Source organism: Bacillus sp. FSL L8-0358 (genome assembly GCF_038593095.1).
Taxonomy (GTDB): Bacteria; Bacillota; Bacilli; order Bacillales; family Bacillaceae; genus Bacillus; species Bacillus subtilis.
On sequence record NZ_CP151962.1, the window covers coordinates 2,256,076 to 2,269,229 of the forward strand.

Sequence of the window (13,154 nt, forward strand, 5' to 3'; positions counted from 1 at the left end):
CTTTTTATTTTCTAGCTCTTGCAAATATTTTGATTGGTGTCCCCTCAAAACCGAACGCGTCTCTGATTCGGTTTTCTAAAAACCGTTCGTATGAAAAATGCATCAATTCCGGATCGTTTACAAACACAACGAAGCTTGGCGGCTTTACCGACACTTGAGTCGCATAGTAAATCTTCAAACGAGAACCGTTATGAGTCGGTGTCGGATTCATTGCCACAGCGTCCATGATGACATCATTTAAGACGTTTGTTTGAACTCGAAGTGAATGATTTTCACTTGCTTTGATAATCGCAGGCATCAGCGTATGGATCCGTTTTTTCGTTAAGGCAGACATAAATAGGATTGGCGCATAATCCAGAAATTGAAAATGATCGCGAATATTTTCTTCAAATTCTTTCATCGTGCTCTCATCTTTGTCAACAGCATCCCATTTGTTTACGACGATGACGACGGCCTTGCCCGCTTCGTGTGCATAACCGGCGATACGCTTGTCCTGTTCAATAATGCCTTCTTCGCCATCCAGCACAACCGCCACGACTTCTGAGCGGTCAATCGCTTTCAGCGCCCGCAGTACACTATACTTCTCAGTCGTTTCATAGACTTTCCCTTTTTTTCGCATACCTGCAGTATCGACAATGACAAACTCCTGCTGGTTGTAAGTAAATGACGTATCAACAGCATCTCTTGTCGTTCCAGCCACGTTGCTGACAATAACGCGTTCTTCGCCGAGCATTGCGTTCACAAGTGAAGACTTTCCGACATTCGGACGTCCGATCAGACAGAATTGAACAACTTCCTCATTGTATTTCGTTTCTGGAATGTTTTTAAAATGCTCTGCAACGGCATCCAGTAAATCACCCAGTCCGAGTCCGTGTGTTCCCGAAATTGGATACGGCTCGCCAAAGCCTAGCGAATAAAAATCATACATATTCGCTCTCATTTCTGTGTTATCCAGTTTATTAACCGCTAAAACAACAGGCTTTTTTGTGCGGTATAAAATTTTCGCCACTTCTTCATCAGCAGCTGTCACGCCTTCACGGCCGTTCACCATAAAAATAATCACGTCCGCTTCATCCATGGCGATTTCAGCCTGCTGGCGAATCTGCGCTAAGAACGGCTCATCACCGATATCAATACCGCCCGTATCAATCAAATTAAAATCATAATTCAGCCATTCAGCCGAGCTGTATATCCGATCCCTTGTCACGCCAGGGGTATCTTCTACTATTGAAATTCTTTCTCCCGCAATCCGGTTAAAGATTGTGGATTTTCCTACATTTGGTCTCCCGACAATGGCTACGACAGGTTTACCCATAGTACCCTTCCTTTCAATCCAGCCGCTTTCATTTTTACATAAATTTTCAACCGGTTATTAAAATCATTTCATTCACTTTTATGAAAAGAAACCCTTCAGAGGAAGGGCTTAACTCATTTATTATATCAGTTTTTACTGGGATCACAACTATTCTTAAAAATGTTTCACGATCAAATACACGTCATCTCCGATTCTGTGAGCTATTCCATCAAGGATCGCCTCAAGATTTTTAGCGAAAAGCTCCATCTCCTTTTGGTCATTGCAAAAAAAGACAGGTGCTCCCCCTGCAACCCGGTTTCGATTTGTCGTGATTACAGACAAAATCACTTTCGTAAGAGATTCACTCATCCTATCACCTTATCCTGATTTTTGATAAATTCAGTCGGCATTCTAATCGCATTTTCCAGGGTTGGAACATTGCTAATAATTTGAACAGCCGTTTCGGGATGGTGAATTTGCGGGAGAACAAATACTGCCACTCTTCCATCATTTAAATCCCGTTTTGCAATTGGTGTCAAAGATGGCTCTCCTGAATCCCGATAAACCCCGAGCACATTGGAAACATCAAATAAAATGGCCTGACGCTGCCCTAAATTTGCTATCGTCGCTGCTGAATTAAAGTTTTTTGGCGTTAAAATAAAGCCCATGCCATGCTTTAAAATCAGTTCCTGTTTCTCTGGAAGCCCGATATTCATCATATAAATATTATCAACAAACAGTCCCGGACCGTCAAAGCGCGGCTTTATGTACTCGATGTCTACAATATCCTTCAACACACTGCCCGACATAAATTTCATGGCCAGTAAAAAACAAACGACAGCCGCTATGACAGCAGCCCAGATGGATAAAAACACATACGCAGAGGTTGTCAAAAGCGCTGTAAAGATCACAATATAATTTCTGCTTTCAAACGCAATGGCAATCCCCTCAATATATGTGCTTCCTCTTGAGACAAGCTCATACGAATCCATTTGCGTCAATGTGTTCCGCTCCATGTTTCGGACATCTCTAAATTGCGTCGCTGCCAATGTTAAAAATGTGATGGCCGTAAATTCCTCCTGCAAAAGCGCCGGCATAATAATTGCACCTAAACCAGCCGCTATCAACCCCAGTGCGATGTGAATCACTTTCCCATGAACATAGGTCGGATACTGGCGGTAATCCGTTTTCAGCATATAAAGCCTTGTCGCAATTCCGGCAATGACCCCAGCAATAATCGGATAGATGTAATCACTCATGACATTTTGGTAGCTCCTTTGTTTGATCTTTTGCTTTTCTGACCAATCTGGCTTGCGAGGTGTTCGTATTTAGATATGCCAAACAGCAATATCATCCCCGCAGAACACGCATTCAGCCATTGAAAGCCGCCGACAGCCATAGCCCCGGCCAACTTCTGGATCACAAATGAATACACCAGTTCGCCTTGGCACATCCCTAGGACAAATAAGACAAGCTGCTTCTCAAAATTCCTTTCAACAGAAGCTGTTAAAAGCACTATTAATATAACAGCAGCCCACTCAGGTTTTATGATGAACCAAACAGGGTCATATAATGCAAAAAGATAAACAAACGCATACGCGGCAACAAGCGTCAGATAGACCATGATGTAACGAAAACGATACATTCCCAAATACGCGGCATAGACACATCCGCAAACGAAAAACATCATATATGCAGCATTCAGGGAAAAATATAAAACGATGTCATGTATGCTTAGAATAATATTAGTTAAAATAAAGACAGAGACGGCAATTCGTCTTTTCGTCTTTTCAAAAATAAATGTTGTCAAAACCCAAAGAAACCACATTGACCAATAGTAATAAAATTGTTCCATTTTACTTCCTCCATATTCCCAGTATGGAGTTCAAGCGCATTTTTTAAACAATCGATCTCACATTAAGGAGTATGATCATGGGAAAAGACAGGCAAGAGAAAAAACTCAAAGCTTCAGGCAGAGTCGAATCAGACCGCGACCAGTCCATTCACTATGACGGAGCGACAAGCCTTGAACAAAACGGAAGATTCAAAAAGCGAAAATCATAATACAAAAAGCCCAAACCACATATGGTTTTGGGCTTTTATCATTTATCGCACACTATAGCTTGATGTATTGACCCCTCTCTCTGTGAGCCAATGATGGGTTTCACCTTTGATCACAAGGGGCGCCTTTTGTAAATCGGCAATCGTTCTGGCACCCAGCACGGTCATAATCATCTTTAATTCCTCAAGGATCAGCTGAATCTCCTCAAGCAGTCCTTCCTCACCGCTGTCAGTCAGCGCTTTTAAAAAATGCCCTGCCATTCCGGTGCAAGAGGCCCCAAGCGCAATTGCCTTTGCCACGTCAAGTGCATCTTGCAGACCGCCAGAGGCGATCATGGTGCTTGCAGGAAACTCAGAGCGGATTTCCGCCAAACTTGCAGCTGTCGAAATGCCCCACGAGTTAAAAAAGGAGATTTGCCGCTGTCTTCGGAGATTTTCGATTTTCGAGAAATTTGTTCCCCCGTAACCGCCAATGTCAACAGCTGCAGCACCAGCTTCATACAGCTTTCCTGCTGATTCTTTGCTCATACCGAATCCGACTTCTTTCACAATGACTGGTACACTGACCCGGCTGCAAATTTGTTCAATACGTTCCAGTGCGCCGCTAAAGCTTCTGTCTCCTTCAGGCATCACAATTTCCTGAATCACATTGAGGTGGATCTGCAGTGCGTTTGCTCCAATCATCTCAACGGCTTCCTTTGCCTGAGCAGCCGTTGCCTCGCTTCCCAGGTTGGCAAAAATCAGCCCGTTTGGGTTTTCCTTTCGAACAATTTCATAGGAAAGACGCTCTGATGGATCTTTTAATGCTGACATTTGCGATCCCACAGCAAGGGGAATTCCAGCCTGAGAAGCCGCTCGCGCAAGCGATTTATTAATCTCATATGTAAGTTTTCCGCCGCCGCCAGTCATTGCATTGATAAAAATCGGCGAACTGCTTGAAAGTTCGCCGATTTTTGTGGAAATATCTACTTGTTCTAATGCAAGATCGGGCAGACTGACGTGAACAAACGTAATATCATCAAGACCTGTTTCCCGCTTCTGGCCGGTGGACAAGGCATGATTGATGTGTTGTCTTTTTCGTTCTGCTCGAGTCACGTTTATCACCAATTATTTTAGTTTATTCAGCTTATCTCCGATCAGATCTCCAAGCTGGAAGCCAGTGCTTGTTTCTTCCTTCGCTTGATATTGACGGTAATCTTCCTGATCAGCTTTAGGCGTTTCTTCAAGTTCACGCATGCTTAATGAAATGCGCTCCTCATTTTCATTCACATCAAGAACCTTCACTTTTACAGTCTGTCCTTCTTCAAGGACTTCATGCGGCGTGCCGATGTGTTTATTGGAAATTTGAGAAATATGAACGAGACCTTCAACACCTGGAAGGATTTCAACAAAGGCACCGAAGCTTACAAGACGCTGTACAGTTCCTTCAAGCACATCGCCAGGCTTCACTTTTTCGCCGATTTGGCTCCAAGGTCCAGGCAGTGTATCTTTGATTGATAAAGAAATACGTTCATTGTCACGGTCAACCGATAACACTTTCACTTTTACTTCTTGTCCCTCTTCAACAACGTCAGACGGCTTCTCTACATGAGAGTGGGAAAGCTGTGAAATGTGTACAAGTCCGTCGATGCCGCCGATATCAACAAACGCGCCAAAGTCAGTCAGGCGCTGTACTTTGCCATCAAGTACACTTCCAACTTCAAGAGACTGAAGAAATTCTTGTTTTTTATTCGCTTGTTCACTTTCAACAACAGCACGGTGTGAAAGGATCACGCGGTTTTTATCACGGTCAAGCTCTACAACGAGCAGTGACAGTGTTTTTCCTTTATAGTCAGTGAAGTCTTCAACGAAATGTGCTTCAACAAGCGATGCCGGAATAAAACCGCGAACGCCGATATCAACGACAAGGCCGCCTTTCACGACATCTTTCACTTCAGCTTCAAACACTTCTTTTGTTTCAAATTTTTTCTCAAGGTCTTCCCAAGCGCGGTCTGCATCAACAGCACGTTTAGATAAAATCAAAGCATCGTCTTCCACTTTTGTTACTTTCAGGTCAAGCTCGTCGTCTACTTTAACAACATCCGATGCTTTCTCTACATGAAGACTTGATAATTCACTGATTGGAATAATACCGGATTGTTTGACATTGATAATTTCTACATCTACATGTTTGTCTTCTACCTTTGTCACAATCCCTTTAACTACATCTCCAACCTCTGGCACTTGAACATCAATTTGATTCATTTCCTCTGTCATTTGAATAACCTCCTTGGTCCAAACCTACACAGCTTAATTAAAACGGTTTGAAAGCTGAACATATAACATGCCCGCTTTTAGCCGAATATGTATTAAAGAATCATCCAAAAAAGTTTTTTGAATGATCAATAAAAAGTTTTATTAGTATTAACTTCTAATAAAAGGACAGGTTTGTCAAGCAATAACATTCTATCTTCGTTGAAAAATTCAAAAAAAGTGGCATTTGACATCCTCAGCGGGACTTTTGCTCCACAGCCTCGAGGATTTTATCAGCTACCTCTTGAATGGAAAGCGATGTCGTGTCGATTTCAAGAGCATCTTCTGCTTTACGCAGCGGAGATACTTCACGCTCTGAATCAAGCTTGTCTCTTCTTGCAATTTCCTCAATTAATGTTTCGTAGTTGACATCAAAGCCTTTTTTCACATTTTCTTCATAACGGCGTTTCGCTCTCTCTTCAACAGATGCCAAAAGAAAGATCTTTACTTCTGCATTTGGCAGCACATGCGTCCCGATGTCACGACCATCCATGACGACGCCGCCTTTTTCCCCAAGCTGCTGCTGGCGTTTCACCATTTCTTCTCTGACACTTCTATGCTTGGCCGCAATTGAAACTTGGTTGCTGACTTCATCTGTTCTGATCGCCTCAGTTACATCGGTGCCGTTTACAAGCACTTTTTGTCCATCTTTTGTTGTAATCAGCTCAATGTCTGTCCGCTTTAGCAGCTCAGCCAGTTTTTCTTCATTTGTAAGCTCAACGTTTTCCTGTAAAGCCGCGTACGTTATCGCCCGATACATTGCTCCTGTATCAATATATATGTACGATTTTTTCTCAGCCACAATTTTGGCAACGGTGCTTTTCCCCGCAGCTGCCGGGCCGTCAATTGCAATCGATAATTTCTTTTCCATAATTCCTCTCCTTGCTCTTTTCTCCTCTATGGATTGTATCACGAACTTTATGAAAAAGGGTGAAAAATTGATGAATAATTAATGTTTGAAGGTTTCAATCCTATTGTTTTCCTCCATTTTATCCACCCCTTCATATTGAATCACTTTTGATACGTATGGTTCAATATGCTGATAGTGAAAGAGAAATTGGACACCAAGTAAAATGATGGCCTGAATGAACAATAATTTGATCAGCAGCCGTTCAAATGTTTTCATTGGAGCACCTCCATTACAAATAGTATGGAAGTGTTTGCCGATGTTTATTCCATTCGGGCCTTTCTTCTCTTATTTAACTGGCGCCGGATGCAGTATTGAAGCAAAGCCTGCTGGTCACCTGCTGCAATTTCTGAATACTCTAAAGTCATTTTGCGTTTTCCTGACTTGGGGTCATCAAAGATTCGTCTGACAACTGCTTCTGTTTCTATTTGACGTGTGTGCTCCTCTTCAGGAAGACGGATGATCAGGCGCAATGATTCCCCCGATTGAAAAGAAAGGCCATGAGCTAAAACCACGGCGATGCCGCCTGCACTGATGTTATAGGATAGTGTGCGGAACTCTTCTTCATTTCCCGGCTGAATTTGCACATCTAATACCGCATCAGTTCTTACATATTGGCGGCGCTGGATTCTTTTCATTTTTTCACGGGGAGGCACTTCAAGACAGATCATTTGAAGTTTGTCCTTCACTTTACCTTTTATACGGCTTGTAAAGCGATAAGGAACTTCGTCTTTTCCCACAAACTCTACCGTTACTTCCATATCGTTATGTAAAATCACAGTTCGCCCTGTAACTACATCAACAGGATACGCGATCAAAAGTTCATTGTTTTCGATGCTGACCGCCTTGCTTTTTGCCTTTTTCAATTCATTTTCTTCTATATATTCTAAAAGTACATTTTCTCCAATCTCTATCATTGACTTCACTCTTTCGCATTCAATATACTCACGTTTTTATTAAAGCACGTAATGAAAAAAAGGAAAAGACATTTAGTCCTTTCCTCCTGTTTTTTTATAGGTCTTTATATATAGGTTCTGCATTTTTTAGTTTTTCAACCTTTTCTTCCGATCCGTCTTTGGCATTGATATACATTCTGAATGTGTCATTTTCAATTGTTCCAAGCATTTCGTAGCATAACACTTCTTGACCTAGTTCATTTGTAATCAAAGCGAGCCTTGTTTCTCTCACTTGTACATTTTTATTTAATTTAGACTTTGCCTCTGCTTCAGTAATTGCAGGCTTAGGTATGGTTCTTTTTCTGTGAGATGTGAGGAAGTCTCTTGCTGAAAAGCCGACAACCTCACCGTCATCCAAGGCCACTTTTATACGAATTGCCTCCGGGTACATCCGGACTTTATTTTCAACAGGAACATATGAAAATACACCGATTTTATCATATTGGGCGCTTTCATCAATTTCCAAATCATCTGTTTCAAATCCGTTTTTCTTCAAAAATGCAAGCGCTCGGTTCGATCCGTCATTTAAACTGATTTTCTGATCTTTCACTTCTCTGTTTTGGATCAAATATACCGGATGCCCGCCCTTCTTCGTAATATCCATATAAATCACTGCTTTATGGTCTGGATCTTTCATGCTGATGCTATATACATCGCGATTTGTTTTTTTTCCGCTCTTTACCACTTTAATTGAATAATTGTCATCTGGGGCAAAGCGCTCAGCAATTTGTTTTGCTTCCTGTTCGGAAATTTGTTTTCCCTTCAGATGGCTGAAGCCTTTCTCTTCTTTTTTCGTGCTGGTGAAACTCGGGCCAAGATCAGTGCCAGTGGAGAATGCACCAACATTTTTTTCGACTGTTTTAAAGCTGTTGATAATCGTATTATCACTTTGTTTTTCGTCAGAAGCCAGGGCCATTTCTACGTCCATCCAACGAAGGTTTTTGCTCATGACAAGGTGCTGAACATGACGCAATTCATTTTGTATATCTTCGGACTGCTGATATAGCTTATTTAGTGATGTATACTCGTTTTTATCAAGCGGCTTTTGGTCCAAATCTCTGACTGACGTTTTATAGCTGAAATCGCCGATCTTTGATAATAGCTCTTCAGTTTTATTAAACGGCATTAATGTAAGCGGCAGCTGACTGACGCTGTTATGAGCTTCTGATGTAATCCTCCACACATCGATCAATGCAGGCGACAGTGATTTTTGGCTGTTCATGGCAAGTGTTGTTCCGATTTTATCATGAAGCTGATCCACCTGATAGGTAAGCTCATGAAACGCCCGCTGATAGTTATTTTCAGCATGAAGAAGAACTGCGTCTTTTTCCTGGTGTTCTTTGTATCCCCAGTAGCCTGTACCGACTATTGCAATACCAAGCACGGCGATTAAAATTCCTCTGATCATTTATCACACCTCTTTTTATGCTTTCTCATATCTGCTACTCACAGAAAATGTGTTTACCGATTCTTTTAATCTGCGGACGCCCCCAAATCCACGGACTTGTAGCCGTATCCGGATTAAAGTAGTAAAGTGCTTCCTCTGATGGGTCCCAGCCATTGATGGCATCCAGCACTGCTTCTCGTGCCGTTTCATTCGGCTGCATGTAAATTTGTCCGTCGGCTACTGCTGTGAAGGCAAGCGGCTCAAAAATAACCCCCGCTACTGAATTTGGAAATAACGGGCTGTTCAAACGGTTTAAAATGACTGCTGCAATAGCAACCTGCCCCTCGTACGGCTCGCCCCGGGCTTCGCCATAAACCGCTTGAGCAAGCAGCCTGATATCGTTGTTGGAAAATCCACCAGGCATGTTCGCTGCTACCGCATCCTGTTTTCTTGCTTTTGCTGGTGTATTGTTTTGCTGTTTATTCGCATTCGCTTTAGGCTGCTGCGTTGTTTTTTCAGCAGGCTGTTTCTGCCGTGCTTCTGCTTGTTGTCTTGCCTTTTGTGTTGCTGCTTTTGACGGTTTCGTCTGATACTTCAGCGGAATTTTTCCGTAATGCGTGAATGTATTCCCTTTATTGAGCTGTTCCATGACATATTCACGATAGTATTTTGATTTACATATTAAGGTTTGCTTTGTTTTAGCTCCTACAAGGCCGTCAACCTCTTTTAACCCGAATTGATCCTGAAAATTTCGAACTGCCCAGTACGTCCCCCATCCATAAACCCCGTCAATTTTTCCGTTATAATATCCGTTGTATTGAAGACGCGCCTGAAGTTCGACCACATCATCCCCTGTTGCCCCTCTTTGAATGACCTGATTCGAAAAGGCAGAGATCGTTTCAGTATTAATAAACGTCGTTATTGTAAAGGAAAAAAGGATGATACATGCCATAATCGATCCTTTGGACTTCATCTTTTCAAGCCTCCTACTGCAAATTTTTAAGTGTAATCGTATTTTCTGTAACGAGGTTATTTTTATACACTCTTTCCTTGTTATCCCTCAGAACATAAAAACTGCACACAAAAAAGCCGCACGGTTGCTGTGCGGCTTCTATACTTGCATCATATTAACGGAACGGGCTTTTTTCGCTTTACGCAAACCAAACCACCATAAAAATACCATAAATGGAAGCATATAATAAATCCAATTGCTAAGCGCTGTTAGGATAAAATCATATGATCCATGCAAAAGGGATGGGACAACTAAAGAAAGAGTAAGCCACTTTACACGCGCCTTATCAGCGGAAAAACGGGCTTTTCCAAGGTAAAATCCCATTATAACGCCAATCAAGGCATGGCATGAAACAGGCAGCAGCGCCCTGACAAACGCATGCTCCACGCCGTGGCCAATTAAGTAAAGAATATTTTCGAGGGTTGCAAAACCGAGTGATACACTTGTACCGTACACAATCCCGTCATAATGCTCATCAAAGTGGGCGTGCGGGTAAACACTGATCATCAGTATAAACCATTTTAATGATTCCTCCAAAAACCCCGAAGATAAAAAAGAAACGAAAAAACTTCCGCCTCCTACATTCTCTTTTTCAAGTACATACTGGATAAACATTATGGGAAATACAAGAACAACCCCGAGAAAAAACGACCGAAGCACCATATGTACAGGTTCATTATCATACTGATCTTTTAAATAAAAATAACTTAATAACGCGATGCCGGGGGCAATTCCTGCAGAGATGATTGCAAACATCAGGCAACCTCTTTCCTTTATATTCCTACGTCTATCCTACCATGTTGTTTAAAATTTTACATCTGTCTGCACTTAAAAAAACAAAAAGAGCATACGAATGCATCATATGCTCCTTATCTTTAATGGTTTTCTCTTTTGGCGATTTCCGCTGCGATATGCCCCCCGTGAAACCTGCCGTTTTCAATAAATATTTCATTGGCATTATTTCCCGCAGCAATAACCCCGGCAATAAAGACACCTTCAACGTTCGTTTCCATCGTTTCTTCGTTGAAAAATGGACGCCCTGTTTCTTTATCAATTTCAACACCAATTTTTTCAAGAAATTGATGATCGGGATGATAGCCTGTCATGGCAAATACAAAATCATTTTTAATGGTAATGAGTTCTTTCTCTCCGGAGCGAAACACAACTTCATCCTCGGTGATTTTTTCGACACAAGCGCCAAATTCCATACGGATTGTACCGTTTCTGACGAGGGCTTCAAATTCCGGCAGAATCCACGGCTTAATGCTTGGAGAATACTCATTGCCCCTATATAAAACTGTCACACGCGCCCCAGATTTCACGAGTTCAAGGGCGGCGTCCACGCTTGAATTTTTCCCGCCGATGACAACAACATCTTTATCAAAATACGGGTGGCCTTCTTTAAAATAATGAAATACTTTCGGCAAATTCTCACCGGGTACATTCATATAGTTTGGATGATCATAATAGCCTGTAGCGATGATACAATATGGCGTCTTGTAGGTCTCTTTTGACGTCTCAATAACGAATGTATCATTTTCCGTTTTCGTCACTTTATGCACCATTTCAAATGCGTTAACACGTATGTTTTTCCGTTTGACGACTTCCCGGTAATACGATAAAGCCTGAATTCTGACAGGCTTCCTGTTTTCCGTAATAAATGCCACATCTCCGATTTCGAGCTTTTCACTTGAGCTGAAAAAGGTTTGATGCGTCGGATAATTGTAAATACTGTTAACGACATTGCCTTTTTCGATGACGAGGGCATCAATGCCAATTTGTTTTAGGTGAATGGCAGCAGATAGTCCGCAAGGCCCTCCGCCTATAATAATTGCTTTTTCTTGAATCATTTCTGTCAACTCCTGCGATTGGCATTTCACTTCATATTTTCTATTTCCGAATAAAAAAATCTCCTATTTTATCATAGGAGATTTTTTATTTTTATGCAAATCATCAACTTATATCCAGCCTCTAAAACGCGAAGCTTCAGCCATTTTGCGAACGCCGACCATATATGCAGCGAGCCTCATGTCAATTCTTCGGTTGTTAGCCATTTCATAAATATTGTTAAATGATTTGACCATCATTTTTTCTAATTTTTCTTCTACCTCTTCTTCACTCCAGTAGAAGCCTTGGTTATTCTGAACCCATTCAAAATAAGAAACTGTTACGCCACCGGCACTTGCCAGCACGTCTGGTACAAGCAGAATGTCCCGGTCTGAAAGAATTTTTGTTCCTTCAAGCGTTGTTGGTCCGTTCGCTGCTTCAACGACAATCTTAGCCCGGATATTATGGGCATTTTCTTCTGTAATTTGATTTTCAATCGCAGCAGGAACGAGAATATCACAATCCAGCTCCAGCAGCTCTTGGTTGGTAATGGTATCGTTGAAAAGCTTTGTTACGGTACCGAAGCTGTCGCGTCGGTCGAGTAAATAATCGATATCAAGGCCTTCCGGATCATAAAGTCCGCCATACGCATCTGAGATGCCGACAACTTTTGCCCCCGCATCATGCATAAATTTTGCCAAATAGCTTCCCGCGTTTCCGAAGCCTTGGACAACGACACGCGCACCTTTAATATCGATGCCTCTCTTCTTAGCCGCTTCTTTAATACAGATGGTAACACCTTTTGCTGTCGCAGATTCTCTCCCGTGAGATCCGCCAAGCACAAGCGGTTTGCCTGTAATAAATCCAGGCGAATTAAATTCATCAATTCTTGAATACTCATCCATCATCCAAGCCATGATTTGTGAGTTTGTAAATACATCCGGTGCCGGCACGTCTTTTGTCGGGCCGACAATTTGGCTGATCGCTCTGACATACCCTCTGCTCAGACGCTCCAGCTCTCTAAACGACATATCCCTTGGATCACAAACAATTCCGCCTTTACCACCGCCATATGGAAGATCAATTATGCCGCATTTTAAACTCATCCAAATTGAAAGCGCCTTCACCTCTTTTTCTGTTACGTTCGGGTGAAAACGTATCCCGCCTTTCGTTGGACCGACAGAGTCATTGTGCTGCGCACGATATCCTGTGAAAATCTTTACTGAACCGTCGTCCATACGAACAGGTATTTTTACCGTTAATAATCTCATCGGCTCTTTTAACAATTCGTATACCTCTTCGGGATATCCCAATTTTTCCAGAGCCTTATGTATTACGGTTTGGGTTGATTTTAATACATCAAGTTTGTCCTCTTCTGTATGACCGGTGTTTCGATCGGCTGCCATTTGAGTTAACCT

Annotated in this window: 15 protein-coding genes; 1 reads left to right on the forward strand and 14 read right to left on the reverse strand. The window is 42.1% G+C overall.

The window, feature by feature from the left end; all coding sequences use genetic code 11:
- Positions 1–4: 4 nt before the first annotated feature.
- The 4 genes from engA to NYE49_RS11425 form a co-directional block, all read right to left on the reverse strand.
- Positions 5–1,315, reverse strand: coding sequence for a ribosome-associated GTPase EngA (engA, locus tag NYE49_RS11410; protein WP_021481550.1), 1,311 nt, complete (start codon positions 1,313–1,315; stop codon positions 5–7).
- A 153-nt stretch (positions 1,316–1,468) separates the two neighbouring features.
- On the reverse strand, positions 1,469–1,663 hold the full coding sequence (locus NYE49_RS11415; RefSeq protein ID WP_003230563.1) for a hypothetical protein: 195 nt from the start codon (positions 1,661–1,663) through the stop codon (positions 1,469–1,471).
- Positions 1,660–2,553, reverse strand: coding sequence for a YIEGIA family protein (locus NYE49_RS11420; RefSeq protein WP_003230562.1), 894 nt, complete (start codon positions 2,551–2,553; stop codon positions 1,660–1,662). The genes NYE49_RS11415 and NYE49_RS11420 overlap by 4 nt, the downstream gene beginning before the upstream one ends.
- Complete coding sequence (locus NYE49_RS11425) at positions 2,550–3,149, reverse strand: hypothetical protein (RefSeq protein ID WP_015383981.1); 600 nt, start codon at positions 3,147–3,149, stop codon at positions 2,550–2,552. Before NYE49_RS11425 ends, NYE49_RS11420 begins: the two co-directional genes overlap by 4 nt.
- A gap of 77 nt (positions 3,150–3,226) precedes the next feature.
- On the opposite strand from NYE49_RS11425, the gene NYE49_RS11430 reads away from it, so the two are divergent.
- Positions 3,227–3,358, forward strand: coding sequence for a YpzI family protein (locus tag NYE49_RS11430; RefSeq protein WP_003225499.1), 132 nt, complete (start codon positions 3,227–3,229; stop codon positions 3,356–3,358).
- A gap of 42 nt (positions 3,359–3,400) precedes the next feature.
- On the opposite strand, the gene fni is transcribed toward NYE49_RS11430, so the two are convergent.
- The 10 genes from fni to gudB form a co-directional block, all read right to left on the reverse strand.
- Positions 3,401–4,450 carry a type 2 isopentenyl-diphosphate Delta-isomerase gene (fni, locus tag NYE49_RS11435; RefSeq protein WP_015483385.1) on the reverse strand — a complete coding sequence of 350 codons (1,050 nt, stop codon included), beginning with the start codon at positions 4,448–4,450 and terminating at the stop codon, positions 3,401–3,403.
- A gap of 12 nt (positions 4,451–4,462) precedes the next feature.
- Positions 4,463–5,611, reverse strand: coding sequence for a 30S ribosomal protein S1 (gene rpsA, locus NYE49_RS11440; protein ID WP_015383983.1), 1,149 nt, complete (start codon positions 5,609–5,611; stop codon positions 4,463–4,465).
- A 232-nt stretch (positions 5,612–5,843) separates the two neighbouring features.
- The gene (gene cmk / locus NYE49_RS11445; protein WP_015383984.1) at positions 5,844–6,518 is read right to left on the reverse strand and encodes a (d)CMP kinase; all 675 of its coding nucleotides are present in this window, start codon (positions 6,516–6,518) and stop codon (positions 5,844–5,846) included.
- 78 nt (positions 6,519–6,596) lie between these two features.
- Positions 6,597–6,773 carry a YpfB family protein gene (locus NYE49_RS11450; RefSeq protein WP_003230553.1) on the reverse strand — a complete coding sequence of 59 codons (177 nt, stop codon included), beginning with the start codon at positions 6,771–6,773 and terminating at the stop codon, positions 6,597–6,599.
- A 44-nt stretch (positions 6,774–6,817) separates the two neighbouring features.
- Positions 6,818–7,471, reverse strand: coding sequence for a cyclic di-GMP receptor DgrA (dgrA, locus tag NYE49_RS11455; RefSeq protein ID WP_047182813.1), 654 nt, complete (start codon positions 7,469–7,471; stop codon positions 6,818–6,820).
- A 94-nt stretch (positions 7,472–7,565) separates the two neighbouring features.
- The gene (gene ypeB / locus NYE49_RS11460; protein WP_015383986.1) at positions 7,566–8,918 is read right to left on the reverse strand and encodes a germination protein YpeB; all 1,353 of its coding nucleotides are present in this window, start codon (positions 8,916–8,918) and stop codon (positions 7,566–7,568) included.
- Positions 8,919–8,952: 34 nt separating this feature from the next.
- Positions 8,953–9,870, reverse strand: a complete 918-nt coding sequence (gene sleB, locus NYE49_RS11465) for a spore cortex-lytic enzyme (protein ID WP_015483386.1) — start codon at positions 9,868–9,870, stop codon at positions 8,953–8,955.
- Between the two features lie 138 nt (positions 9,871–10,008).
- A complete protein-coding gene (gene prsW, locus NYE49_RS11470; protein WP_014480144.1) occupies positions 10,009–10,665 on the reverse strand; it encodes a glutamic-type intramembrane protease PrsW in 657 nt (218 codons plus the stop codon).
- Positions 10,666–10,784: 119 nt separating this feature from the next.
- Positions 10,785–11,759: a YpdA family putative bacillithiol disulfide reductase gene (locus NYE49_RS11475; RefSeq protein ID WP_047182814.1), complete on the reverse strand. Its 975-nt coding sequence runs from the start codon at positions 11,757–11,759 to the stop codon at positions 10,785–10,787.
- 108 nt (positions 11,760–11,867) lie between these two features.
- Complete coding sequence (gudB, locus tag NYE49_RS11480) at positions 11,868–13,142, reverse strand: NAD-specific glutamate dehydrogenase (protein WP_003230536.1); 1,275 nt, start codon at positions 13,140–13,142, stop codon at positions 11,868–11,870.
- Positions 13,143–13,154: the final 12 nt, after the last annotated feature.